The 23,090-nt window shown below is 63.5% G+C and carries 24 protein-coding genes and 1 pseudogene; 6 read left to right on the top strand and 19 right to left on the bottom strand.

All coding sequences use genetic code 11. From position 1 onward, the window contains the following. Nucleotide 1 precedes the first annotated feature (1 nt). The 4 genes from EOA32_RS00550 to EOA32_RS00535 form a co-directional block, all read right to left on the bottom strand. Complete coding sequence (locus EOA32_RS00550) at nt 2-973, bottom strand: ABC transporter substrate-binding protein (protein ID WP_128370511.1); 972 nt, start codon at nt 971-973, stop codon at nt 2-4. Nucleotides 974-1,012: 39 nt separating this feature from the next. Then, nucleotides 1,013-2,167, bottom strand: coding sequence for an ABC transporter permease (locus EOA32_RS00545; protein WP_128370510.1), 1,155 nt, complete (start codon nt 2,165-2,167; stop codon nt 1,013-1,015). Then, nucleotides 2,164-3,042: an ABC transporter permease gene (locus tag EOA32_RS00540; protein WP_128370509.1), complete on the bottom strand. Its 879-nt coding sequence runs from the start codon at nt 3,040-3,042 to the stop codon at nt 2,164-2,166. The genes EOA32_RS00545 and EOA32_RS00540 overlap by 4 nt, the downstream gene beginning before the upstream one ends. 361 nt (nt 3,043-3,403) lie before the next feature. Further along, nucleotides 3,404-4,195 carry an ABC transporter ATP-binding protein gene (locus tag EOA32_RS00535; RefSeq protein ID WP_066990627.1) on the bottom strand — a complete coding sequence of 264 codons (792 nt, stop codon included), beginning with the start codon at nt 4,193-4,195 and terminating at the stop codon, nt 3,404-3,406. A 110-nt stretch (nt 4,196-4,305) separates the two neighbouring features. Between EOA32_RS00535 and EOA32_RS00530 the strand changes: the two genes are divergently transcribed. Further along, nucleotides 4,306-4,716, top strand: coding sequence for a cupin domain-containing protein (locus EOA32_RS00530; protein ID WP_176478031.1), 411 nt, complete (start codon nt 4,306-4,308; stop codon nt 4,714-4,716). Nucleotides 4,717-4,733: 17 nt separating this feature from the next. Here EOA32_RS00530 and EOA32_RS00525 read toward each other — a convergent pair whose 3' ends face one another. The 4 genes from EOA32_RS00525 to EOA32_RS00510 all read right to left on the bottom strand — a co-directional run bounded on the left by EOA32_RS00525 (nt 4,734) and on the right by EOA32_RS00510 (nt 9,278). Beyond that, nucleotides 4,734-5,111 (bottom strand): hypothetical protein, encoded by a 378-nt coding sequence (locus EOA32_RS00525; RefSeq protein ID WP_189406774.1) that lies wholly within the window; start codon nt 5,109-5,111, stop codon nt 4,734-4,736. A gap of 2 nt (nt 5,112-5,113) precedes the next feature. After that, nucleotides 5,114-6,565 (bottom strand): dihydropyrimidinase, encoded by a 1,452-nt coding sequence (hydA, locus tag EOA32_RS00520; protein WP_128370508.1) that lies wholly within the window; start codon nt 6,563-6,565, stop codon nt 5,114-5,116. A 64-nt stretch (nt 6,566-6,629) separates the two neighbouring features. Continuing rightward, nucleotides 6,630-7,880: a Zn-dependent hydrolase gene (locus EOA32_RS00515; RefSeq protein ID WP_128370507.1), complete on the bottom strand. Its 1,251-nt coding sequence runs from the start codon at nt 7,878-7,880 to the stop codon at nt 6,630-6,632. 69 nt (nt 7,881-7,949) lie between these two features. After that, complete coding sequence (locus EOA32_RS00510; protein WP_128370506.1) at nt 7,950-9,278, bottom strand: aspartate aminotransferase family protein; 1,329 nt, start codon at nt 9,276-9,278, stop codon at nt 7,950-7,952. Between the two features lie 254 nt (nt 9,279-9,532). Between EOA32_RS00510 and EOA32_RS00505 the strand changes: the two genes are divergently transcribed. Next, the gene (locus tag EOA32_RS00505) at nt 9,533-10,162 is read left to right on the top strand and encodes a TetR family transcriptional regulator C-terminal domain-containing protein (protein WP_095779098.1); all 630 of its coding nucleotides are present in this window, start codon (nt 9,533-9,535) and stop codon (nt 10,160-10,162) included. A 12-nt stretch (nt 10,163-10,174) separates the two neighbouring features. Here EOA32_RS00505 and EOA32_RS00500 read toward each other — a convergent pair whose 3' ends face one another. Further along, nucleotides 10,175-11,047: a helix-turn-helix transcriptional regulator gene (locus EOA32_RS00500; protein WP_066990608.1), complete on the bottom strand. Its 873-nt coding sequence runs from the start codon at nt 11,045-11,047 to the stop codon at nt 10,175-10,177. 102 nt (nt 11,048-11,149) lie between these two features. Between EOA32_RS00500 and EOA32_RS00495 the strand changes: the two genes are divergently transcribed. Both EOA32_RS00495 and EOA32_RS00490 read left to right on the top strand, forming a co-directional pair. Beyond that, nucleotides 11,150-11,995 carry an SDR family NAD(P)-dependent oxidoreductase gene (locus tag EOA32_RS00495; protein ID WP_128370505.1) on the top strand — a complete coding sequence of 282 codons (846 nt, stop codon included), beginning with the start codon at nt 11,150-11,152 and terminating at the stop codon, nt 11,993-11,995. Further along, the gene (locus EOA32_RS00490) at nt 11,992-12,708 is read left to right on the top strand and encodes an SDR family oxidoreductase (RefSeq protein WP_128370504.1); all 717 of its coding nucleotides are present in this window, start codon (nt 11,992-11,994) and stop codon (nt 12,706-12,708) included. The genes EOA32_RS00495 and EOA32_RS00490 overlap by 4 nt, the downstream gene beginning before the upstream one ends. A 5-nt stretch (nt 12,709-12,713) precedes the next feature. On the opposite strand, the gene EOA32_RS00485 is transcribed toward EOA32_RS00490, so the two are convergent. The 8 genes and pseudogenes from EOA32_RS00485 to EOA32_RS00455 all read right to left on the bottom strand — a co-directional run bounded on the left by EOA32_RS00485 (nt 12,714) and on the right by EOA32_RS00455 (nt 18,371). After that, nucleotides 12,714-13,208 (bottom strand): DUF3592 domain-containing protein, encoded by a 495-nt coding sequence (locus EOA32_RS00485; protein WP_095783848.1) that lies wholly within the window; start codon nt 13,206-13,208, stop codon nt 12,714-12,716. A 100-nt stretch (nt 13,209-13,308) separates the two neighbouring features. Continuing rightward, complete coding sequence (locus EOA32_RS40720) at nt 13,309-13,494, bottom strand: hypothetical protein (protein ID WP_245418755.1); 186 nt, start codon at nt 13,492-13,494, stop codon at nt 13,309-13,311. 52 nt (nt 13,495-13,546) lie between these two features. After that, nucleotides 13,547-13,684, bottom strand: coding sequence for a hypothetical protein (locus EOA32_RS40715; RefSeq protein WP_348632180.1), 138 nt, complete (start codon nt 13,682-13,684; stop codon nt 13,547-13,549). A gap of 63 nt (nt 13,685-13,747) precedes the next feature. Then, nucleotides 13,748-14,206, bottom strand: coding sequence for a carboxymuconolactone decarboxylase family protein (locus tag EOA32_RS00475; RefSeq protein WP_067328952.1), 459 nt, complete (start codon nt 14,204-14,206; stop codon nt 13,748-13,750). 4 nt (nt 14,207-14,210) lie between these two features. Further along, a complete protein-coding gene (locus tag EOA32_RS00470) occupies nt 14,211-14,735 on the bottom strand; it encodes an Rrf2 family transcriptional regulator (protein WP_128370530.1) in 525 nt (174 codons plus the stop codon). Nucleotides 14,736-14,845: 110 nt separating this feature from the next. Beyond that, nucleotides 14,846-16,159 carry an NAD-dependent dihydropyrimidine dehydrogenase subunit PreA gene (gene preA, locus EOA32_RS00465; RefSeq protein WP_067329150.1) on the bottom strand — a complete coding sequence of 438 codons (1,314 nt, stop codon included), beginning with the start codon at nt 16,157-16,159 and terminating at the stop codon, nt 14,846-14,848. Between the two features lie 2 nt (nt 16,160-16,161). Next, nucleotides 16,162-17,526, bottom strand: coding sequence for an NAD(P)-dependent oxidoreductase (locus EOA32_RS00460; RefSeq protein WP_095783850.1), 1,365 nt, complete (start codon nt 17,524-17,526; stop codon nt 16,162-16,164). 112 nt (nt 17,527-17,638) lie between these two features. Then, nucleotides 17,639-18,371, bottom strand: a pseudogene (locus tag EOA32_RS00455) (gamma-glutamylcyclotransferase). Between the two features lie 280 nt (nt 18,372-18,651). On the opposite strand from EOA32_RS00455, the gene EOA32_RS00450 reads away from it, so the two are divergent. Then, entirely contained in the window at nt 18,652-19,428 is a 777-nt protein-coding gene (locus EOA32_RS00450) for a VOC family protein (protein WP_128370503.1), read from the top strand. A gap of 124 nt (nt 19,429-19,552) precedes the next feature. Here EOA32_RS00450 and EOA32_RS00445 read toward each other — a convergent pair whose 3' ends face one another. Further along, nucleotides 19,553-20,041, bottom strand: coding sequence for a hypothetical protein (locus tag EOA32_RS00445; protein WP_128370502.1), 489 nt, complete (start codon nt 20,039-20,041; stop codon nt 19,553-19,555). Between the two features lie 200 nt (nt 20,042-20,241). On the opposite strand from EOA32_RS00445, the gene EOA32_RS00440 reads away from it, so the two are divergent. Continuing rightward, nucleotides 20,242-20,634, top strand: coding sequence for a DoxX family protein (locus EOA32_RS00440; RefSeq protein ID WP_067328942.1), 393 nt, complete (start codon nt 20,242-20,244; stop codon nt 20,632-20,634). 26 nt (nt 20,635-20,660) lie between these two features. On the opposite strand, the gene EOA32_RS00435 is transcribed toward EOA32_RS00440, so the two are convergent. Further along, the gene (locus EOA32_RS00435; RefSeq protein ID WP_128370501.1) at nt 20,661-23,087 is read right to left on the bottom strand and encodes an FAD-dependent oxidoreductase; all 2,427 of its coding nucleotides are present in this window, start codon (nt 23,085-23,087) and stop codon (nt 20,661-20,663) included. Between the last annotated feature and the right edge of the window lie 3 nt (nt 23,088-23,090).

The raw sequence follows: 23,090 nt of genomic DNA, 5'->3' as shown, positions 1-23,090 counted from the left end.
CTTACTTGATCGCCTTGTCGGTGATCGCGGTCGTGTAGGCGCCCGACGGCTCCTTGGCGATGATCTTCTGGTCGAGCAGCGCCTTGGCGGTGCGCTCATATGTGGCCGGATCGAGCTTGCCGTCGGCATTGTCGATCAGCTTGGCGACTTCGCCCATCATGCGCTTCTGATGGTTCTCGTCCTGGCCGCCATTATCCATGACGATCTCGGCCGCCTCATCCGAATTGTCGACCGCGTATTTCCAGCCCTTCATCGAGGCGCGCACGAAGCGCACCATCTTGTCCTCGAAGGCCGGATCCTTCAGCTTGTTCTCCAGCGCGTAGAGGCCGTCCTCAAGCAGGTCGTTGCCCATGGCCGAATAGTTGAAGACGGTGAGCTGCTCCGGCTTGTAGCCGGCGTCGATCAGCTGCCAGTACTCGTTATAGGTCATGACCGAGATGCAGTCCGCCTGCTTCTGGATCAGCGGCTGCACGTCAAAGCTTTGCTTCAGCACGGTGACGCCGTCCTTGCCGCCGTCGGTCTTGAGGCCGAGCTTGTTCATCCAGGCATAGAACGGGTACTCGTTGCCGAAGAACCAGACGCCGAGGGTGTGGCCCTTGAAGTCGGCTTCGGTCTTGATCGGGCCGTCCTTCGGGCAGACCAGCTCCATGCCGGCTTTCTTGAACGGCTGGGCAATGTTGACCAGCGGCACGCCTTTTTCACGGGCGGCCAACGCGCCGCCCATCCAGTCGACGATCACATCGGCGCCGCCGCCGGCGATCACCTGCTCGGGCGCGATATCCGGCCCGCCCGGCTTGATGTCGACGTCGAGCCCTTCGGCCTCGTAGAAGCCCTTGGCCTTGGCGACGTAGTAGCCGGCGAACTGGGCCTGCGTGACCCATTTCAGCTGCAGCGTCACCTTGTCGGCCGCCATCGCTTGGAAAGCGGCCAGCGACATCGCCCCGGCCAGAGCAGAAATTATCAGTCTTTTCATGTTTTTACCCTCTGAAGTTAGCACCCAAACCCACCGCCCCTATCCACCACGGACAGAGGGATGCCAAAACGTGACGGCTCTCTCGACAAGAGCGACCACGCCATAAAAGACCGAACCCGCCAGTGCTGCAACTGCGATTTCGGCCCAGACCATGTCGATGTTCATCCGCCCGACTTCCGTCGAAATGCGGAATCCCATGCCGACCACGGGCGTGCCGAAGAACTCCGCGACGATGGCGCCGATCAGCGCCAGCGTCGAGTTGATCTTCAGCGCATTGAAGATGAACGGCATTGCCGCCGGCAGCCGCAGCTTCAGCAAGGTCGGCCAGTAGCCCGACGCATAAGTGCGCATCAAATCGCGCTCCATGTGGCCGGAGGCGGCAAGCCCCGCGACGGTGTTCACCAGCATCGGGAAGAAGGTCATGATGATCACGACCGCCGCCTTGGACGGCCAGTCGAAGCCGAACCACATCACCATGATCGGCGCGACGCCGATGATCGGCAGCGCCGATACCATGTTGCCGATCGGCAGCAGCCCGCGCCTGAGGAACGGCACACGGTCGGCAAGGATGGCGACGACGAAGCCGGCGAGGTTGCCGACGATGTAGCCGATCAGCACCGCCTTGAAGATCGTCTGCCGCACGTCCGATCCCAGGATCGGCAGCGAGTTGGCGATGCGCGCGCCGATGGCGCTCGGCGGCGGCAAAAGGATGAAGGGAATGCCGGCGCCGCGCGTCACCGCTTCCCAGATGATCAGGATCCAGGCGCCGAAGATCGCCGGAATGATCAGCCGCAGCGCCGTTTTGGCCCCGCTGGCTGCAGGCCGTAACGAGGACAACAGGGCGACGCAGCGCCAGGCAAGCAACCAGGCGGCCGCGAGAACCAGAAAGTACGGCGCCAGTGCCGTGCCCTCGAAGCCTCCGATGCCCTTGACCAGAAGCCACGCTGCGACATGAGCGCCGATGAACAGGGCAATCGCTTCGACAAGTGGCGCGAGTCTCACCGTCGAAACCAGCGCCGCGATCAGCAGCAATCCGAGGATGAGACCTTTGGTGCCCATATACGGGTAGGCAACCGTCGCGGCAGGCTCGGCCAGCGCAGCCGCTTCCGGTGTCGACATCGTGCCGAGCGCGAAGGCGACGACGCAAAGAAGGATCGCCAGCACCGCTTGCCAGGATGGTTTCAGCCAGGTCATGCCGGCCTCCCGCCCATGGCGCGGTCGACCAGGCGGCCGGCGATGCCGACCACCATGACCAGAAGCGCGGCAACCACCGAGCCCGCAACCAGCGCCGACCAGATGTCGATCGTCTGGCTGTAATAGGCGCCCGAGAGCAGCTTGGCGCCGATGCCGGCGACAGCACCCGTCGGCAATTCGCCGACGATGGCGCCGACCAGGCTCGCCGCCACCGCCACCTTCATAGACGTGAACAGGAACGGCACCGAGGCCGGCACGCGCAGCTTCCAGAAGGTCTGCGAGGCGCTGGCATTATAGGTGTGCATCAGGTCGAGATGCATGAGCTCGGGCGAGCGCAATCCCTTCACCATGCCGACCGCAACCGGGAAGAACGACAGATAGGTCGAGATCAGCGCCTTCGGGATCAGCCCGGTGATGCCGATGGCCGCCAGCACCACTATGATCATCGGCGCCACCGCCAGGATCGGAATGGTCTGCGAGGCGATGATCCATGGCATCAGGCTGCGGTCGAGCGTCGTCACATGCACGATGCCGACGGCGATCACGATGCCGAGCGCCGTGCCGAAAGCAAAGCCGAGCAGCGTCGAGGACAGCGTCACCCAGGCATTGTAGACAAGGCTGCGGTTCGAGGTGATGCCGCGCAGGAAGGTGTTCTCGAAGAAGTTCACCGCCACCTGATGTGGCGCCGGCAGCGTCGGCTTCGGCTGCGACAATGTCTTGCCGATGAATTCGACCGTGCTGGGGGTTTCGTTGGCTCTGGCGTCGAGATCGCGCTGGAACGGCGCATTGAGGATGACGGCGAAGACATACCAGAGCACCACCACGCCGGCGAGGATTGAGGTGACCGGGATGATCTTGGAACGGAAGGAGTCCATTTAGCAGGCCTTCCCCCGGCGCAACGGCAGCACGCGGCGCTGCGCGTTTCTCGTCATGCTAGAGCAGAGCAAGGAGCGAAGCGACGCGGCGCAGACCCTAGGATCCATGCCGTTATCTCGACGCTCCGCTGTGGCGCAGAATGCGGCTCCCAGCGCTGCGCTCAGCTCGTCGGGTATTCTGAGCCGCTTACGGCCTTCGGTCGACGTCACGGCATGGATCCTAGGGTCTGCGCTCCGCTTCGCGTCGCTCCACCCTAGGATGACGAAATCACGGCGGTCGGCTCCCGCCACGCGCGCGGCTTCGCGCTTGCTCCGCCCCAGGATGTCGAAGCAGCGGGTGTCCGTCCGCTGGCAAGCACCCTCAATCATCATAGCTGTGCCCCGCCCTCAACCCGTCGCGCACGCGCGCGGCGATCGCCAGGAATTCCGGCGTCTCGCGGATGTCGAGCGGCCGCTTCCTGGGCAAGGTAGATTCGATCACGTCGGTGACGCGGCCCGGCCGCGGCGACATCACCACGATGCGGGTTGAGAGATAGACCGCCTCGGGGATCGAATGGGTGACGAAGCAGATCGTCTTGTTGGTCGAATCCCAGAGTTCAAGAAGCTGTTCGTTCAGATGGTCGCGCACGATCTCGTCGAGCGCGCCGAACGGCTCGTCCATCAAAAGCAAATCGGCGTCGAAGGCGAGCGCGCGCGCGATCGAGGCGCGCTGCTGCATGCCGCCGGACAGCTGCCAGGGATACTTCTTCTCGAAGCCGGAGAGGTTGACGAGTTCGAGGGTGCGCTTGATGCGTTCCGCCTGCTCGGCCTGGCTGAGGCCAATGATTTCCAGCGGCAGCGCCACATTGCGCTCGATCGTGCGCCAAGGAAACAGCGCCGCCGCCTGGAAGACATAGCCGTAAGCCCGCTTCTCGCGCGCCTGCTCCGGCGAAATCCCATTGACGGAGATCGTTCCCGAGGTCGGCTTCTCCAGATCGGCGATAACGCGCAGCAAGGTTGTCTTGCCGCAGCCGGAGGGGCCGATGAAGGAGACGAACTCACCCTTGCCGATGGTGAGATCGACATTGGACAGCGCCTGCACCGGACCGTCATTGGTCTGGAAGGTGAGGCCGAGCTTGCTTGCCGAAACGACGGCTGGCGACTGTCCGCTCATCGGCAGAAACCTGTCTTTCGCAGCCGCTGCCGCGCCGGCCGGAATCCGGTTGATTTTACGATTGCCTTGCTTTCCACTCGTCCAGTCCCACTTGATCGACGCCCGGAGCCTTGCCGATGTCGCCTAAACCCACATGCCATCTTATTCGCCCTGAAAGCACTTATGAAGGCAAGCAAGGCTTGAGCTATTTCGCCGGTATTGCCGCCGAAACCGTCGGCTCCTCCGGCATTTGTATGCATCTTCTCACCATGCCGCCCGGCGCCCGCGCCAAGGCGCATATGCATGAGAACCACGAGACCGCGATCTATGTGCTCTCCGGCGAGGTCCATACCTGGTATGGTGACCGGCTCGAGCATCACAAAGTCGTCCAGGCCGGCGACCTGTTCTACATTCCGGCGGGAGTTCCGCATCTGCCCGCCAATCTGAGCGGTGCGCCCTCTTCGGCGGTCATCGCCCGCACCGATCCCAACGAGCAGGAAAGCGTGGTCCTGATGCCGGAACTGGATGCGTTGGTTGCCTGAAGTCGACGGGACCGCCGTCATTTGCACCGGGAGACTTCTCCCATCGCCTTGCCGTCCTTGTCGGCGATCACCAACCTCTTGGCGTTCTTGGCGCTGCGCTTGATGATGAACTGGGCCGGCGACTGCCCCTCCTCGCCTTCCGCCTCGCACTGCGCCGTCACCACAAGGGAGCCATCCGCCTGGGGTTTCTTCTCGGTGAAGGTGCAGGCGCTGGCGACCGTGACGAACGCCTCGCTGGTCAACAGCAGCATGTCCTCGGCATAGACCTCCTGGCCGTTCTTGTTGATGCAGCCGGATTTGTTGCCCCAGGGCTTGGAGAGATCGATGCCGGCGGCGAAAGCTTGGCCGGCGGCCAGCAGCACGGCTGCCCCGACGAGAAGGTGAGTTGCGCGCACGCTCAAACTCCGGTCGCCGGAATGCCCGTGCGCTCCACCTTGCGCGGTGCGCTGATCTCCTTCCAGGTCGAAAGCGCGCGGTTGACAGCGGCGTTCGGTTCGCGCGCCACGAACTCCCCGTGCCCGACCTTGGCCTTGACGTCCGCTTCTTCGATCGACAGTTCGCCGCGCGAAAAGACGAATCGCGGCAGCCCCGTCACCTCGAAACCCTCAAAGACGTTGTAGTCGATCACCGACTGCTGGTTCTTGGCCGTGATCGTCTTGATGCGCTTCGGGTCCCAGACCACGATGTCGGCATCGGCGCCTTCGACGATCGCGCCCTTCTTCGGATACATGTTGAGGATCTTGGCGATGTTGGTCGAGGTCACCGCGACGAACTCGTTCATCGTCAGCCGACCGGTGTTGACGCCGGTCGTCCAAAGCACGGGCAAACGATCCTCGAGGCCGCCGGTGCCGTTCGGGATCTTGGTGAAGTCGCCGACGCCGTTGCGCTTCTGCTTGGTGGTGAAGGAGCAGTGGTCTGTCGCCACCACCTGCAGCGATCCGGCCTGCAGGCCCGCCCACAGCGAATCCTGGTGCCACTTGCTGCGGAAAGGCGGGCTCATTACGCGCCGCGCCGCATGGTCCCAGTCCTTGTTGAAATATTCGCTCTCGTCGAGCGTCAGGTGCTGGATCAGCGGCTCGCCATAGACGCGCATGCCCTTCTGGCGTGCCCGGCGGATGGCTTCATGGCTCTGCTCGCAGGAGACGTGCACGACATAGAGCGGCACGCCTGCCATGTCGGCGATCATGATGGCGCGGTTTGTCGCCTCGCCTTCCACTTCGGGCGGACGCGAATAGGCATGCCCCTCGGGGCCGTTATTGCCGGCGGCAAGCAGCTTCTGCGAGAGTGCCGCGACCACGTCGCCATTTTCGGCATGGACCAGCGGCAGCGCGCCGAGATCGGCGCAGCGCTGGAACGAGGAATACATCTCGTCGTCGTCGACCATCAGCGCGCCCTTATAGGCCATGAAATGCTTGAACGAGGTGATGCCCCTGTCGACGACGGTCGCCATCTCGTCGAAGACCTGCTTGCCCCACCAGGTGATCGCCATGTGGAAGGAATAGTCGCAGGCAGCCTTCGAGGTCTTGTTGTCCCACATCTGCAGCGCCTCCAGCAGCGACTGCTGCGGCGCCGGCAGGCAGAAATCGACGACCATGGTCGTGCCGCCCGAAAGCGCCGCGCGCGTGCCGGATTCGAAATCGTCGGCCGAATAGGTGCCCATGAAGGGCATTTCGAGATGGGTGTGCGGATCGATGCCGCCCGGCATGACATAGCAGCCGGTGGCGTCGAACTCGTGATCGCCATGCAGGTTCGAGCCGATGGCGATGATCTTGCCGTGCTGCATCAGCACGTCGGCTTTCCACGTGCGGTCGGCGGTGACGATGGTGCCGTTCTTGATGACTTTGGTCATATCCGTTCCCCTGATCTTTTCACGCTTCTTTGCGAGCGGCTTTTTCGAGGTGATTTCTATTCGGTCATTCGACGATTCCTGCCGTCTCGACCACCGCGTGGAACAGCACGTCGGCGCCCGCCGCCGCCCATTCCTTGGAGATGTCCTCGGCCTCGTTGTGGCTGAGCCCGCCGACACAGGGACACATGACCATGGTCGCCGGCGCGACCTTGGCCGCCCAGCAGGCGTCGTGGCCGGCGCCGGAGATGATGTTCATGTGGCTGTAGCCCAGCTTCTCGGCGGCGGTGCGGACACGGCCGACCAGCGTCGGATCGAAGGTCACCGGATCGAAATGGCCGACCGCCTCGACGGCGCATTTCACGCCGAGCGGCTCGCAGATCTTCGGCGCCTCCTTCTTGATGCGCGCGCGCATGCCGTCGAGCTTGGCCTTATCGGGCGAGCGGATATCGACAGTGAAGATCACCGTGCCCGGCAAAACGTTGCGGGAGTTGGGCGAGAACTTCACCTGGCCCACACCGCCGACGGCGCCCGGCTGGTTCTCCATCGCGACCGTCTGCACCATCTCCAGGATGCGGGCCATGGCCAACCCCGCATTGACGCGCATGTTCATCGGGGTCGAGCCGGTATGCGCCTCCCTGCCGGTCAGCGTGAATTCCAGCCACCACAGGCCCTGGCAGTGGGTCACCACGCCGATCTGCTTGTTCTCGGCCTCGAGGATGGGCCCCTGCTCGATATGGTACTCGAAATAGGCGTGCATCTTGCGCGCGCCGACCGCCTCGTCCCCGACCCAACCGATCCGCTTCAGCTCGTCGCCGAAGCTCAGGCCGTCGAGATCCTTGCGGGCATAGGCATAGTCCTGCGTGTGGACGCCTGCGAACACGCCGGAGGCGAGCATGGCCGGCGCGAAACGGGCTCCCTCCTCGTTCGTCCAGTTGGTGACGACGATCGGATGTTTGGTTTTGATGCCGAGATCGTTGAGCGAGCGCACGACCTCGAGGCCAGAGAGCACGCCGAGCACGCCGTCATATTTGCCGCCGGTGGGCTGGGTATCGAGATGGGAGCCGACATAGATCGGCAGCGCGTCCGGATCGGTGCCGGCGCGCGTCATGAACATGGTGCCCATCTGGTCCACGCCCATCGTGAGCCCGGCCTCGTCGCACCAGGACTTGAACAATTCGCGGCCTTGCTTGTCGGAATCGGTCAGCGTCTGGCGATTGTTGCCCCCGGCGATGCCGGGGCCGATCTTCGCCATCTCCATGATGGAATCCCACAAACGGTCTGAATTGATTCGCAGATTCTCGCCGGGGGCGGCCATTCAAAGTCCTCTCATTTCAGGTCTCCGGTCGGGCGGCGGTTCCCGTCGCCGCCCGAGCGGTTTGACCACTTAGTCTATCGAGCGCAGAACATCGCGAACATGGTGGATCAGTTCGTTGATCTGGCCCTTGGTGATGATCAGCGGCGGCGACAGCGCGATGATGTCGCCGGTTGTGCGGATCAGCGCGCCGCGTTCGAACGCTTTGACAAAGGCCGAGAAGGCCCGCTTGGTCGGGCTACCGGCGATCGGCGCCAGCTCGATCGCGCCGATCAGGCCGATATTGCGGATGTCGATGACATGCGGCTCGCCCTTCAACGAATGCAGCGCGTCTTCCCAGTAAGGCGCCAGCTCCTCGCCGCGGGTTAGCAGGCCTTCTTCCTTGTAGGTGTCCAAAGTGCCAAGAGCCGCGGCGCAGGCGATCGGATTGCCCGAATAGGTGTAGCCGTGGAAGAACTCGATCATGTGCTCCGGGCCGTTCATGAAGGCGTCGTGGATTTCCTTCTTCACGAAAACCGCGCCCATCGGGATGACGCCGTTGGAGACGCCCTTGGCCGTCGTCATGATATCCGGCGTGACGCCGAAATAATCGGCGGCGAATGGCGCGCCAAGACGGCCGAAGCCGGTGATCACTTCATCGAAGATCAACAATATGCCGTGCTTGGTGCAGATTTCTCGAAGCTTCTGCAGGTAGCCTTTCGGCGGCAGGATGACGCCAGTCGAGCCTGCGACCGGCTCGACGATGACCGCAGCGATGGTCGAGGCGTCATGCAGGGTGACGAGACGCTCCAGCTCGTTCGCCAGTTCGGCGCCGTGCTCAGGCACGCCCTTCGAGAAGGCGTTCTTCTCCGGCAGGTGGGTGTGCGGCAGATGGTCGACGCCGCCGAGCAGCGTGCCGAACATCTTGCGGTTGGCGACGATGCCCCCGACCGAAATGCCGCCGAAATTGACGCCGTGATAGCCGCGCTCGCGGCCGATCAGCCGGGTGCGCGAGCCCTCGCCGCGGACACGGTGATAGGCGATCGCCATCTTCAACGCGGTCTCGACCGATTCCGAACCGGAATTGGTGAAGAACACATGGTCCATGCCCTTCGGCGCGATATCGACCAGGCGGTTCGCCAGTTCGAAGACGATCGGGTGGCCCATCTGGAAGGCCGGCGCATAGTCGAGTTCGGCGGCCTGCTGCTGAATGGCCTCGGTGATCTTCGGCCGGCAATGGCCGGCGTTGACGCACCAGAGGCCTGCAGTGCCGTCGAGCACCTTGCGGCCATCGCTCGTCGTGTAGTGCATGTCCTTGGCGGACACGAACATGCGCGGCGCCTGCTTGAACTGCCGGTTTGCCGTGAACGGCATCCAGAATGCGCTGAGATCGTTCGGCGTGACTTTCAGCCGGTTGGACATGACCAAGATTTCCCCTTGTAACCTGTTTCTGTGCGCTAACGCTTGGTCTTCCCAAGGCTTGGTCTTCGTTGCGTTTTCGTGCTACGCAAAATTTTGACCGGTTGGACAAACGTTAGCACCGCCCTGTCGGCGGTCAAGGGACTACTAACGGAAATGCGGCATCGAAAGCGCGCTCCACGGCTCGGAGAAAAACTGGTCCAGAGAATTGGTCCAGAGTGCCCACACGGCAGCAGCCGGCAAGGATGACGGACACGATGGAAGGCTCAGTTCCACGCCGCACCCGCATCCAGCAGGAAAAGCGCGAGCTCATCCTGGAGGCCGCGCTCGAAGTCTTCTCCGCCAACGGTTTTCGCGGCTCGACCATCGACCAGATCGCCGAAGCCGCCGGCATGTCGAAGCCGAACCTCCTCTATTACTTCCGCCGCAAGGAGGACATTCACGAGACATTGATGCAGCGGCTCCTGGACACCTGGCTGGCGCCGCTCCGCGAGCTTGACGATATCGGCGATCCGATGACCGAGCTCAGAAGCTACATCCGCCGCAAGCTCGAAATGGCGCGCGATTTTCCGCGTGAAAGCCGGCTCTTCGCCAACGAGATCCTGCAGGGCGCGCCGCGCATCATGCCGATGCTCGAGGGCGAGCTGAAAACGCTGGTCGAGGAGAAGGCCGCCGTCATCAAGGGCTGGATGCGCGCCGGCAAGATCGCCCGCACCGACCCCTGGCATCTGATCTTCTCGATCTGGGCGACGACGCAGCATTACGCCGATTTCGACGTCCAGGTGCGCGCCGTGCTCGGCCCCGACCGCGGCGGCGACGGCCGCTTCGAGGATGCTGCCCGGTTCCTGGAGCAACTGTTCCTCGATGGGCTGAAGCCGAAAGCTTAGGTCGGGCGAAGATCAGGCGCTGCGCCGCTCGGCGGGCTTCTCTTCCAGCAGCTTCTTGAGCTTGGCGATCGTATTCTGCTCGGGCAACGGCGTGTAGACGATCAGCCGCATGTCCGAGCCGTCGTCGATCGACAGGCTCATATGCTCGAAAGCCATCGGGCCGGCTGTGGGATGGCGGACGTGTTTCACGCCCGTCAGCCTTCTCGCCACGTCCCGCCGCGGCCACCAATCACGGAACTCCGGGCTTGAGCGCATCATCAGCGCGATCAGCCGCTCGAAATCCGGATCGCCGACATATTTGGCGCTCTCCGCGCGAAACGAAGCGAGCACCACGCGGGCAAGCTCTTCCCAATCGACCAGCAGCCGGCGGTGATGCGGGCTTGTGAACACCAGATGGACGATGTTGCGGGCATCGCCCTCCAGCAGGCCATAGTCGCCGAACACGGCGACCGCCGCCGGATTCCAGGCGAGCACGTCCCAACGCCGGCCAACCACATAAGCCGGCTGCAAGACGAGGCTCCTCAGCATGTGCAGCAGTGTGGCGTCGACCTTTTCAGAGGTCGCCGCGCGCTGCTCCGGCTGCTGGCGGCCGGCAAGGATGAACAGATGCCGCTTCTCGACGGTGTCCAGGCGCAGCGCCTCGCAGAGCGCGGTCAGCACTTCGACCGAGGGCCGCACGTCCCGCCCTTGCTCCAGCCAGGTGTACCAGGTGGTGCCGACGCCGGCGATCATTGCCACTTCCTCGCGCCTCAGCCCGGGCGTACGCCGCCTGGCGCCGCTCGCAATCCCAATGTCGGCAGGCGAGAGCCGCTCCCGGCGCGAGCGCAGGAAAGCGCCGAGCTCGCGGCGGCGGCTGTCCTCAGGGGAATGGGGCACGGCATCCATGCAGCTATTATAGCAGTATCGATACCAGGATAAAATTTGAACTGTTTGGCCTGCGCGCCACGCCCCATCTTGCGTTCAGAGCAGCATAAGGAGGCTCTGAACATGGAACTTAAGAATAAGACCGTTCTCGTCACCGGCTCGACCGACGGGGTTGGCCGCATGGTCGCTGAAAGGCTCGGCGCTGCCGGCGCCCGCGTGCTGGTGCATGGCCGCGACCAAACTCGCGCCAAGGCGACAGTCGCTGCCATCGAAGCCGAGGGCGGCAACGCCGAATTTCTGCTTGCGGATCTTTCGTCGCTCGCCGAAGTGCGCCGCCTTGCCGGCGCCGTGCGGGCAGGAACCGACCGGCTCGACATATTGATCAGTAATGCCGGCGTCGGCACGGGCGGCGAAGGCGCAAAAAGGCAAGTGAGCGCCGACGGCTACGAAATGCGCTTCGCCGTCAACTATCTCGCAGGCTTCCTGCTGTCGTCGGAGCTTTTGCCCTTGCTGAAGGCAAGTGCGCCGGCGCGCATCGTCAATGTCGCCTCCGCCGGCCAGCAGGCGATCGATTTCGACGATGTCAATCTGGCCCGCGGCTACAGCGGCGTGCGCGCCTATTGCCAGAGCAAGCTGGCGCAGATCTTGTTCACCATCGATCTGGCCGAGCAGCTCGAAGGCAGCGGCGTCACCGTCAATGCACTCCATCCGGCAAGCTACATGGATACCACCATGGTCCGGCAGGCCGGCATCACACCGTGGAGCTCGGTCGAGACCGGCGCCGACGCGATCCTCAACTTGGCAATATCTCCGGCGCTCGAAGGGCGCAGCGGCCTCTATTTCGATGGCCAGCGGGAAGCGCGCGCCGATGCCCAGGCCTATGACGAAAAAGCCCGCAGCCGGTTGCGGGCGCTCAGCCTCGAACTGACCGGACAATCTTCCGCGACATCCAGGGAACAGCATTCATGAGCATCGAACATTGCGTCATCATCGGCGGCTCGTCTGGCATTGGCCTTGCCACAGCCAAACGGCTGCTCAGCCCCACGATGAAGGTGACGATCACCGGCCGCAGCGAGGACAAGCTGAACAACGCCTGGAAGAGCCTCGGCGGCACCGTCGGCAAGGCCGCTTTCGACGCGACCAAGCCGGACGCGGTCCGGCACTTCTTCGATGGTCTCGGCCTATTCGATCATCTCGTTCTCGCCGCAAGCGGCGGCAAGGGCCTTGGGCCGTTCGCGACCCTCGACCTTGCCGACATCGGCAGCGGCGTCGACGAGAAGATCAAGCCGCAGCTAGGCTGCTTGCAAGCGGCCCTGCCGACCTTGAACAAAGCCGGATCGGTCACTTTCATTTCGGCCGTCTCGGCGCAGATCGCAGCACCCGGCATTGCCGGCATCGGCGCCATCAACGGCATGCTTTTAACCGTAGTCCCGATCCTGGCCGTCGAACTGAAGCCGCTGCGCGTCAACGTCGTGGCCCCCGGCGTCATCGATACGCCCTGGTGGGATTTTCTATCGGGCGAAGAGCGGCAGGCGGTCTTTGCCGAGTACGCCGGAAAGACGCCGGTCGGCCGCATCGGCCGCGCCGAGGACGTCGCCGACGCGATCGCCTTCCTGGTGTCCAACGGTTTCATGACCGGCCAGGTGCTGACCTGCGACGGCGGCCTGCGCTTCGCCGCCTGAATGGATCAATTGGAAAAGAGGCCGGGCAAGAAGGCCAGCACCATCAGCCCGGCGACGACCGCATACCAGACAGCCAGGTGGACGGCCTTCATCAGCGGGCGGCCGACTTCCCGCGCCCGCTTCGGGTGGAGAGGGTCATAAATCACTTCGACCACTGCGCCGACGTTCCCGGTCGTTCCGTTGACCGGCAGATGCGATCCGAAACGCCAGGTCTTGCCCAGTCGGTCGGCGAATTCGATGATCGGCGTGTCCGGCCCGTCGCTCGACTTGTCGATGCCGATCACCTTGCCGGTGGCAAAGGCGCCGCGTCGCCTGAGCATGATGTCGCCATAGGTCTGTATGGCGACGACCGCCAGGAAGAAGACGCCGCACAGAAAGCACCATATCTGAATGTCGCTCGGATGCTGGCCGAAGGCTCCCGCGACTGCACGGAACGGCAACAGCGTCTGGTGGAAGGCATCCGAAACGCGTGCCCAGAATGCAGTCCAGCTCTGCTCCATGAACGCTCCGACGGCGAACCTGTTTTTTGCCAATACAGGACAATCGCGACAAACCGATTAACGCGGCGCCACTCAATTGTGCGGAATCCGAGTGCGGTTGTCAGGCATAGTGCGTGGTCAGTGCCAGAATGCCGCTGGGTAAGGCGACATTGCCGACGAATCCGTTGATGCGTGAGGTGCGATCCGGACCCTGATGATTCCAGAAATTGTGAAACATCGGCGTCGCGACGATCAGGAACAGGGTCAGGCTTGCCGCCGCCAGCGCGGTCCATAAGCCGCCAATCACCAGCCGTCCGGCGCGACCTGCAGGACATGCCCAGCCACAATGCCGGCCCTGCCTAAGGCACGCCGCCTACCGCCATCATCGGGATGAGCAGATCTTGTGCTGGACGTTGCGCAGGCCGGGCAATGACGAAGGCGCCGCCGAGCAGCAGGCGCGCGGCAAACAGAATCTCGCTTTGAAGATTCTCAAACATGTCATTGATCTCGCAAATGAAAGCCGCGCGGAACCGTCTTCGGATCCGCGCGGCTTTGGATGATCAGGCAGCCTTGGCGGCCGGCATCGGATGGATGGCGTGGAACGACACGCAGAGCCGGTTCCAGGTGTTGATCATGCCGATCACCACTGTCAGCTTGACCAGCTCTTCCTCGGAGAACTGCTCCAGCGTCCTGGCGTAGAGATCGTCCGGAACGCCATTGTCGGAGATGTTCGTCACCTTCTCGGTCCAGGCGAGCGCGGCGCGCTCGCGCTCGGAAAACAGCGGCGACTCCTTCCAGGCGGCGACCAGATAAAGCCGCTGCTCCGTTTCGCCATCCCGCCTTGCCTCGCGGCTGTGCATCTCGACACAATAGGAACAGCCATTGATCTGAGAAGCCCTGAGCTTGACCAGGTGCATCAGGCTTTCTTCCAGCCCGCACTCCTCGACGGCCTTGTTGAGCGCCATCACCGCCTTCATGATTTCAGGCGCCTTGGCGAAGAACTGCAGCCTCTGTTTCATTCTCTTACCTTTCACGCTTTGCTTGGCTGTTGAACTTTTGCAGCCGCTGATGGCGTTCGACGAAGACGCAGCTTGCGGCGACGGTGCGGGGATCGGCGTCTTTCATAAAATCGGCGACGATGTCGGAGAGCTTTGCCTCGGCAAGGGCGGCACGATAGGCGCGCTCGGCCCTCAGCATCGCGGCATTGATGCCGCACGGTTTGACATAGGCCGACGCGTCGAGCTTGACCGGGCCGCGCTGGCGGATCTCGCCGCAGCGGAAGGCAGGCTCCCTGCCCTCGACCGCAAGCACGATGTTGAGCAGCGTGATCCGCTCGGCCGGCCGCGCCAGCCTGTAGCCGCCTGCCGGCCCCGGCACCGATTCCAGGATGCGCGCCGTTGTCAGCTGATTGAGATGCTTCAAGAGATAGCTCGGCGACAGCCCGAACGCCTCGGCCATGGCCGCGCCCGACATGGTGCTGTTGCCATCGACGCCGGCAAGCATGGCGGCGCAGTGGATCGCCGCTTCGACGCCCTCTCCCAGCTTCACGATCTTTGGCTCCAATTCATGGATAGTACCTATCATGGATAATTCTTATCTGCAATATAGGTAACGAAAAACGGCACCCGAAGGCGCCGCATTTCTTTCAAAAGTGTTCCCTACTCCGCGGCCACCTTGGCCATCGGATTGTTCGGATGCGTCGTCCAGTTGGCGTAGACCGGCGACACCGGTATGCCCGTGCGCTGATCCAGCACGCCGGCGGCCAGCGGTTCCATGGTGATGCAGCCCTCGACCGGGCAGACATTGACGCAAAGATTGCACCCGACGCATTCGGCCTCGATCACCTCGAAATGCCTGACGCCGTCGACCATGCTGGTGATCGCCTGGTGCGAGGTGTCCTCGCAGGCGATGTGGCAGCGCCCGCATTTGATGCACGCGTCCTGGTCGATATGCGCCTTGGCGACATAGTTGAGGTTGAGATACTGCCAGTCCGTGACATTGGGTGTGGCGCGGCCGATGATGTCGGAGAGCGAGGCGTGGCCCTTCTCGTCCATCCAGTTCTCCAGCCCCGCGATCATCTCCTGCACGATCTTGAAACCATAGGTCATTGCCGCCGTGCAGACCTGCACGTTGCCGGCGCCGAGTGCCATGAATTCGGCAGCATCCCGCCAGGTTGTGATGCCGCCGATGCCCGAGATTGGCAGGCCGTGCGTTTCCGGATCGCGCGCGATCTCGGCCACCATGTTCATCGCGATCGGCTTCACCGCCGGGCCGCAATAGCCGCCATGCGAGCCCTTGCCGTCGATGGTCGGCTGCGGCGCAAAACTGTCGAGGTCAACCCCGGTGATCGAGTTGATGGTGTTGATCAGCGACACCGCGTCGGTGCCGCCGGCTTTGGCGGCCCGCGCCGGCTTGCGGATGTCGGTGATGTTCGGCGTCAGCTTGGTGATGACCGGCATGCGCGTGTACTGCTTGCACCAGCGCACCACCATCTCGATATATTCCGGCACCTGGCCCACCGCCGAGCCCATGCCGCGTTCGCTCATGCCGTGCGGGCAGCCGAAATTGAGCTCGATGCCGTCGGCGCCGGTCTCCTCGACCAGCGGCAGGATCGCCTTCCAGCTTTCCTCCTCGCAAGGCACCATGATCGATGCGACCAGCGCCCGATCCGGCCAGTTCATCTTCACCTGCTTCATCTCGCGCAGATTGGTCTGCAGGTCGCGGTCGGTGATCAGCTCGATGTTGTTCAGGCCGAGCAGCCGGCGGTCGGCGCCCCAGATCGCGCCGTAGCGCGGGCCGTTGACGTTGACGACCGGCGGGCCCTCTTCGCCAAGCGTCTTCCAGACCACGCCGCCCCAGCCGGCTTTGAAGGCGCGTTCGACATTATAGGCCTTGTCGGTCGGCGGCGCCGAAGCCAGCCAGAACGGATTTGGCGACTTGATGCCGACGAAGGTGTTACGGATGTCTGCCATGCTCATGCCCTCCCGTTAGAGGTCAGTGCCCGGTGGATGGATTCGGCGGCGTCGCGGCCTTGCGCCACGGCCGAGACCGTCAGGTCGTCGCCTCCGAAGATGCAGTCGCCGCCCGCCCAGACTTTCGCCAGCGAGGTGCGACCCTCGGCGTCGATCCTGATGCGGCCGCCATCGAGCTCGATGGAAGCAACGCTGCCGTTGAGATGAGCCGGCACAAAGCTCTGGCCAATCGCCTTGAACACCTGGTCGGCGTTGAGCCTCAGCATTTCGCCGGTACCGGCGAGCTTGTCGCCATTCATGGCTGTGTATTCGAGCTCGATCGCCGACACTTTGCCGTTCTCGGCGATGACGCGCTTCGGCTGCAGCCAGTGGCGGATCGTGACGCCGTTCGCGGCGGCCAGATCCTGCTCGAAGCCGGAGGCATTCATATGCTCCTGGCCGCGCCGGTAGCAGATCGTCACCTCCTCGGCGCCGAGCAGCTTCGACTGCACCGCGGCGTCGATCGCCGTCATGCCGCCGCCGATGACGACGACGCGGCGGCCGACCGGCAGGCTGGAAAGGTCGCTTGCCTGCCTGAGTTCGGCGATGAACTCGACTGCGTTGGCGACGCCATCCGTATCCTCGCCTTCGGCGCGCAGCGCATTGACGCCGCCGAGCCCGAGGCCAAGGAACACCGCATCGTAGTTGCGGATCAGGTCGGAAAGCTGGAAGTCCCGTCCGAGCGCTTTGCCGTTCTGGATGTCGATGCCGCCGATCGCGGTGACGTAGTCGACCTCGGCCTGAGCGAAATCGTCGACGCTCTTGTAAGCCGCGATGCCGTATTCATTGAGGCCGCCGGCCTTCGGCCGCGCTTCGAGGATCGTCACATCGTGGCCGTGGCGGGCCAAGCGATGCGCCGCCGCCAGGCCCGCTGGCCCGGCGCCGACCACGGCGACCGTTTTTCCGGTCGGTTCGGCGCGCTTGTAGAACTGCTTGCCCTCATCCATCGCGACATCGGTCGCATAGCGCTGCAGCCGGCCGATCTGCACCGGCTTGCCCTCCGCGACCTCGCGCACGCAGACCTCTTCGCACAGCGTCTCCGTCGGGCAGACGCGGGCGCACATGCCGCCAAGAATGTTCTGGTCGAAAATGGTCTTGGCCGAGCCCAGCGGATTGCCGGTCGCGATCTGCCGGATGAACAACGGGATATCGATCGAGGTCGGGCATGCATTCATGCACGGCGCATCGTAGCAGAAATAGCAGCGATCGGCCTCAACCAGCGCCTCGTGGTGATCGAGCGGCGGGTGCAGGTCGGAAAAATTATCGGCGTATTGCTCCGCAGACAGCCGGCCGCCGGCTATGCCTTCGATGAAATGACCAGTCGCCATTCCAGTTCCCCTTGTTTGTTTTGAGGAAGGCTAGCACGTTTTATTTTTTTATCAATTGGTCAATTTTCGGCCAAGCTGCTGTATTGCTTGGACAAAAACATGATAGTCGTACTCATATTATCGCGACGCCGATGTCTGTCGGTTCAGCGCTTTCAATCCTGGAGGGATGGATCGACCTGATCTCGTCTGCCACGAGTTCCTGCAGGCGCCACAGATTGCGGTCATGGATGCCGAATGTTTCGAGGTGGCTGACGGTGTTGTAAAGATATTCGGCGCCGGAACCGACATGGCCGCATGCGCGTGCCAGTGTCTTTGCCACCCCTTTCGAGCGGCTGCCTGAGCGACGTGCCCCTACCCGTCACCCCGATCCAGAAGCTCAGCGCTCGCAGCGATCCTTGCGCCGTGCGTACCGGAACCCAGCGGACCGAGCTGACGCTTTCATGATCGTCGATTTCTCGCCGCAGCAATCTCTCGATCTGGGCGGGCTTCTCGCCATCCGGCAGACGAAAGATGACGCCGTCACAACGGCCGCCGCGCTCGAGCGCCATCATCAACCCCGGCTGCGCGGCGCTGCCTCGCCAGCGCACCATGTCGAGGCAGAAGGAGCGATGCCAGCCATAGGCGGAGGCGCGGCGTTGCTCGATGGATTCAAACGCCGGCTTCCAGATCAGCGAGCCATAGGCGAACACCCAGAGCGGCCCCTCGTCGCCCTCGTCTGACAGGCGCGAGGCGAGCGCGCGGAAATCGTCGTCGTTGAGCTGCGTCCAGTCCCCGCTCGGACCAGGGTCGAGCTCCTCGCGATGGCACAAAGCCACAAGCTCGGGCGTAAGCGACATTCGACGCATGGAGAGACAGCCCCTCGTTGCCTGCAGCAAAGTCCAAAACCCCGGGCCATGCAAGATCGCGGGCCTGAAGCACTTCGCGCAGAAACGGATTGGGGCGACGCGCTTTAAGCTCCGATTTTGATGCGTGTCGGTCGCCCAAAACCGCTGCGCATTTTTGAGTGACATGCATGAGCGCCTTGCCGTTCTCGATTTCTAGTCCAGATGTCGGATTTCTGTCGCCGAGATCGTCCTATGATGGATCGGACCGCGATCGCTGCCTGAACCGGTGAGGAGACCGACCATGCCCAATGCCGCAAAACCCTTCTTCTGGTACGAACTGATGACCACCGACCTCGACGCCGCCGAGGCTTTCTATACTGCTGTCGTCGGCTGGCGGGCCGAGCCCTTCGACAAGGCGCCGGGCATGCCGCGCTATATCGTGGTGAATTCCAGCCTGCGCGGCGTCGGCGGATTGATGACGATGCCGGACGATGCCGCCAAGATGGGCATGCCGCCGGCCTGGCTTGGTTACATCTACACCAAGGACATCGATGCCTCGACGAAGGCGCTCAAGGAGGCCGGCGGTGCCGTTCATCGCGCGCCGGATGATATTCCCGGCGTCGGTCGCTTCGCCGTCGTCGCCGACCCGCAGGGCGCGACCTTCATGTTCCTGCAGCCCAACCAGCCCGAGCAGCCGCCGGTACCCGCTACCACGCGCGGCCATGTTGGCTGGCACGAGCTCTACACCTCGGACTGGAAAGCCGCTTTCGACTTCTATTCCAGCCAGTTCGGCTGGGAGAGCGCCGGTCAGTTCGACATGGGCGAGATGGGCATCTACCAGACCTTCGGCGCCGGCCCCGAATCCGGCGGCGGCATGATGAACAAGCCGCCGCAGATCCCGGTCCCGGTCTGGCAGTTCTATTTCAACGTCGACGCGATCGACGCCGCCGCCAAGCGCGTCACCGACAATGGCGGCAAGGTATTGATGGGACCGATGGAGGTGCCGAGCGCGCAGTGGATCATCCAATGCCAGGACCCGCAGGGCGCGCATTTCGCGCTGCTGGCGCCTGGGCGATAGAAACTGCCGCCCCTGTTGTGCGGCAGATGTCCGGTCCACCCTCCGCAGCCGCAACGCAGCTGCTGCGGAGGTCGGGCTGGGCAGAGGGGGCGCTGGCCCGGCGCCGGCGTCGCCCTCTTGGGCGTCACTCCGGCGTCAGCACCGCCACTTTGAGATCGGCCTTCTTGGCGCCGCTGAGCTGCACGGTGGCCGGACCGGCGGACAGCTTGAAGCGCACGCTCTTGCGAATGCCCGGGCAAGTCTTTGCGCGGCTGAAGCCCGCCGACTTCACGGCATGGCCGTCTTGGACGACATCGATCCAGACCTCATCGGACAGGCTGAACTGGAGCTCGCCTTCAGCCGGTACGGTCACGCTTGCCATCGCGCCGAACGTGCCGGCTGCCGGTGCACGTCCCGGCGGAACTTCAAACCCGATCGTGTCGACCGCTGCAAGTGAGAAATCCGCCGCTTGCCCGACTGTCAGGGCCGCGCCGGACTGGGCGGCGGACGCTGACGGAAACAGGGCCTGCTCGCGTGTCACCGGCCATTTGAAGGCATCACAACCGGCATCGGCAGCTATGGCGAAGCTGGTGCCTGCAAGGAATGCGAAGAGGCTGATGGCGAATTTTTTCATGGCGAATGGATTCCCCGGATGGTTTGGTGTATCCGCGCATCAATACAACTTATAGGAGACAATTGCAACCACGGCGAGAATGAACCGGAAGAGGTGAACTCATGCCCACTCACCGATTGTTGATGGCAGGGCATGGGAAGTGAATGGTCCGCGTCCGAGCGATAATTTATGGCGGGTCGAGAAGGGCAGATGGAGTTTAGATGAAGCTTTTTGAAGGTCTCTCCCGCTATCAGCCGCAGGCGCTGGGCGTGCTTCGCATCATGACGGCGCTGCAGTTCACCGAGCACGGCACCCAGAAGCTGTTCAATTTCCCCGCCGGCGCCCATGCCGGGGCGCTGACGGGGCTCGCGCTGACGTCCGCAATCCTTGAATTCGCCGGCGGCATCCTGCTGGCGCTGGGGCTGTTGACCCGCCCCGTGGCGTTCCTGCTCTGCGGCGAAATGGCCATCGCCTATTTCATGGCGCATTTCCCGCGCGACTTCTTCCCCGTCAACAATGGCGGCGACGCGGCGATCTCGTTCTGCTTCATTTTCCTCTATCTGGTCTTCGCCGGTCCCGGCGCTTTCGCGCTCGACAACCGCCGCAGCGCCTGATGCCCTGTGGGAAGCGCGCCTGTTTTTCAGGCGCGCATCCGCTCGAAATTGGCATCGAACAGCGGAGTTGCCTGAATGCGCGCGGCGTGGCGCTTGCCGAGGATCTCGATCTCGAAGCCGTCCGGCCTGTCGGCGATCTCCTTCGGCACATAGCCCATGGCGATCGACTTCTTTGCATTGTGCGCATAGCCGCCGGACGTGACCCAGCCGCGCACGACGCCGTCGTGCCAGATCGCCTCGTCGCCGATGACATCGGCATCAGTGGCCTCGACGATGAAGGCGCGCAGCCGGAGCTTGCCGCCTTGCTTGCGCTCGGCAAGTGCTGCTTCCTTGCCGATGAACCCGGCCTCCTTGCCGTAGGCGACGAAACGGTCGAGCCCGGCCTCGACCGGTCCGTAGATCGGCCGGTATTCGCGCGCCCATGAGCCGTAGTTCTTTTCGAGCCTGAGCGCATTGAGCGCGCGCGACCCGAACAGGCCGATGCCGAATTCCTCGCCGGCCGTGATCAGCGCCTGGTAGGCGGCGCGCTGATACTCCGGCGCCATCCAAATCTCATAGCCGAGATCGCCGGTGTAGCTGACGCGGCCGACAAGACACGGCGCCATGCCGATATCCATCCTGCCGACGGCCATGAATGGGAACGCCGGGTTTGAGACGTCGGCGCGGGTGACTTTGGCCAGCACCGCCCTCGCCTTCGGCCCGGCAATGGCAAGGCCGGTGAGCTTCTGCCCCAGCGGCTCGATACGCACCGAGCCGTCCTTCGGCAGATGCGCCTCGAACCAGCGCATATGGTACTGCTCGGCGACGCCGGAGCCGGCGACGAACCAGTCGCCCTCGCCGACATTGGCGAGCGTGAAATCGCCGATCAGCTTGCCGTCTTCCTTCAGCATCGGCGCCAGCGTCATGCGGCCGGGCTTGGGCAGCCTGCAGGCAAGCAGACGGTCGAGCCAGGCTGCCGCCCCCTCGCCCGTCACCTTGTACTTGGCAAAGCTCGAGATCTCCGAGAGGCCGACGCCGTTGCGAACGGCGGCCACTTCGCTGCCGACATGGTCGAAATCGGTCGACCGCCGCCAGGAGAACTCGTCCTTGACGCCTTCGGGCGCATACCAGAGCGGCACTTCCAGCCCAAAGGCGACGCCCCATTGCGCGCCGTTGGCCGACAATGTGTCGTAAAGGGGCGTTGTCTTCAGCGGACGCCCGGCCGGCAGTTCCTCGTTCGGGAAGCGGATCGAGAAGCGGCGCGAGTAATTCTCGCGCACCTTGGCATTGGTGTAGGCCATCGTCGCCCAGTCGCCGTAGCGCGCCACGTCCATCGCCCAGATATCGGCGCCGGGATCACCCTCGATCATCCAGTTTGAGAGCGCCAGGCCAACACCGCCGCCTTGAGAAAAACCCGCCATGACGCCGCAGGCGACCCAGAAGCCCGGCAGGCCGCGCACCGGACCGACCAGCGGATTGCCATCCGGCGCAAAGGTGAAGGGGCCATTGATGATCTGCTTGATCCCGGTTTTCTGAAAGGCCGGGAAGTGACGGAAGCCGACTTCGAGCGAGGGCGCGATACGGTCGATATCCGGCTCCAACAGCTCGTGGCCGAAATTCCATGGTGTGGAGAATTCGGACCAGACCTTGTTGGCTTTCTCGTAGGTGCCCATCAGCATGCCGCCGCGCTCCTGGCGCAGATAGAGCTCGCCGTCGAAGTCGACCGCATGGATGATTTCCGTGCCGGTCTTCTTGTTCCAGTCGGCGACCTCCGGCATGTCCTCGGTGATCAGATACATGTGCTCCATGGCGAGCACCGGCAGTTCGAGCCCGACCATGCGGCCGACCTCGCGCGCCCAAAGCCCGCCGGCGTTGACGACATGCTCGGTGATCACATCGCCCTTGTTGGTGATGACCCGCCACAGCCCGTCGGGCCGGCGCACGATGTCCTCGACCTTGGTGAAGCGCTCCACTTCCGCGCCCAGCTTCCGCGCCGCCTTGGCGTAAGCGTGGGTGACGCCGGAGGGATCGAGATGGCCGTCCTCCTTGTTGCGCACGGCGCCGACGAATTGCTTCGGATCGATGAGCGGCATCAACTCGGCCGCTTCCTTCGCCGAGATCACCTCGAGGTCGATGCCGAGATAGCGGCCCTTGGAGACGACGCCGCGCAGCCAGTCGAGCCGCGCCTCGGTTGCTGCCAAGAGCACGCCGCCGGTCAGATGCACCCCCGTCGCCTGGCCGGAAAGCTCCTCGATCTCCTTGTAGAGCGAGATCGTGTATTTCTGCAGCTTGGCGACGTTGGGATCGCCGTTGATGGTGTGCATGCCGCCGGCCGCGTGCCAGGTCGAGCCCGAGGTCAGCTCATCGCGCTCCAGAAGCACCACGTCCGTCCAGCCGTGGCGGGCAAGATGGAACAGCACGGAACATCCTACAACACCGCCGCCGATGACCACGACCTTTGCATGCGACTTCATGGG

Source organism: Mesorhizobium sp. M1A.F.Ca.ET.072.01.1.1, assembly GCF_004023325.1.
Classification (GTDB): Bacteria; Pseudomonadota; Alphaproteobacteria; order Rhizobiales; family Rhizobiaceae; genus Mesorhizobium.
This window is presented reverse-complemented; position numbering and strand designations above follow the sequence as displayed.

Excerpts from the sequence above, each read along its gene's own strand:
- EOA32_RS00550 (WP_128370511.1), bottom strand. The coding sequence starts at position 973 with ATGAAAAGACTGATAATTTCTGCTCTGGCCGGGGCGATGTCGCTGGCC.
- EOA32_RS00545 (WP_128370510.1), bottom strand. The coding sequence starts at position 2,167 with ATGACCTGGCTGAAACCATCCTGGCAAGCGGTGCTGGCGATCCTTCTT.
- EOA32_RS00540 (WP_128370509.1), bottom strand. The coding sequence starts at position 3,042 with ATGGACTCCTTCCGTTCCAAGATCATCCCGGTCACCTCAATCCTCGCC.
- EOA32_RS00535 (WP_066990627.1), bottom strand. The coding sequence starts at position 4,195 with ATGAGCGGACAGTCGCCAGCCGTCGTTTCGGCAAGCAAGCTCGGCCTC.
- hydA (WP_128370508.1), bottom strand. The coding sequence starts at position 6,565 with ATGACCAAAGTCATCAAGAACGGCACCATCGTCACCGCCGACCGCACG.
- EOA32_RS00515 (WP_128370507.1), bottom strand. The coding sequence starts at position 7,880 with ATGGCCGCCCCCGGCGAGAATCTGCGAATCAATTCAGACCGTTTGTGG.
- EOA32_RS00510 (WP_128370506.1), bottom strand. The coding sequence starts at position 9,278 with ATGTCCAACCGGCTGAAAGTCACGCCGAACGATCTCAGCGCATTCTGG.
- EOA32_RS00505 (WP_095779098.1), top strand. The coding sequence starts at position 9,533 with ATGGAAGGCTCAGTTCCACGCCGCACCCGCATCCAGCAGGAAAAGCGC.
- EOA32_RS00500 (WP_066990608.1), bottom strand. The coding sequence starts at position 11,047 with ATGGATGCCGTGCCCCATTCCCCTGAGGACAGCCGCCGCCGCGAGCTC.
- EOA32_RS00495 (WP_128370505.1), top strand. The coding sequence starts at position 11,150 with ATGGAACTTAAGAATAAGACCGTTCTCGTCACCGGCTCGACCGACGGG.
- EOA32_RS00490 (WP_128370504.1), top strand. The coding sequence starts at position 11,992 with ATGAGCATCGAACATTGCGTCATCATCGGCGGCTCGTCTGGCATTGGC.
- EOA32_RS00485 (WP_095783848.1), bottom strand. The coding sequence starts at position 13,208 with ATGGAGCAGAGCTGGACTGCATTCTGGGCACGCGTTTCGGATGCCTTC.
- EOA32_RS40715 (WP_348632180.1), bottom strand. The coding sequence starts at position 13,684 with ATGTTTGAGAATCTTCAAAGCGAGATTCTGTTTGCCGCGCGCCTGCTG.
- EOA32_RS00475 (WP_067328952.1), bottom strand. The coding sequence starts at position 14,206 with ATGAAACAGAGGCTGCAGTTCTTCGCCAAGGCGCCTGAAATCATGAAG.
- preA (WP_067329150.1), bottom strand. The coding sequence starts at position 16,159 with ATGGCAGACATCCGTAACACCTTCGTCGGCATCAAGTCGCCAAATCCG.
- EOA32_RS00460 (WP_095783850.1), bottom strand. The coding sequence starts at position 17,526 with ATGGCGACTGGTCATTTCATCGAAGGCATAGCCGGCGGCCGGCTGTCT.
- EOA32_RS00450 (WP_128370503.1), top strand. The coding sequence starts at position 18,652 with ATGCCCAATGCCGCAAAACCCTTCTTCTGGTACGAACTGATGACCACC.
- EOA32_RS00445 (WP_128370502.1), bottom strand. The coding sequence starts at position 20,041 with ATGAAAAAATTCGCCATCAGCCTCTTCGCATTCCTTGCAGGCACCAGC.
- EOA32_RS00440 (WP_067328942.1), top strand. The coding sequence starts at position 20,242 with ATGAAGCTTTTTGAAGGTCTCTCCCGCTATCAGCCGCAGGCGCTGGGC.
- EOA32_RS00435 (WP_128370501.1), bottom strand. The coding sequence starts at position 23,087 with ATGAAGTCGCATGCAAAGGTCGTGGTCATCGGCGGCGGTGTTGTAGGA.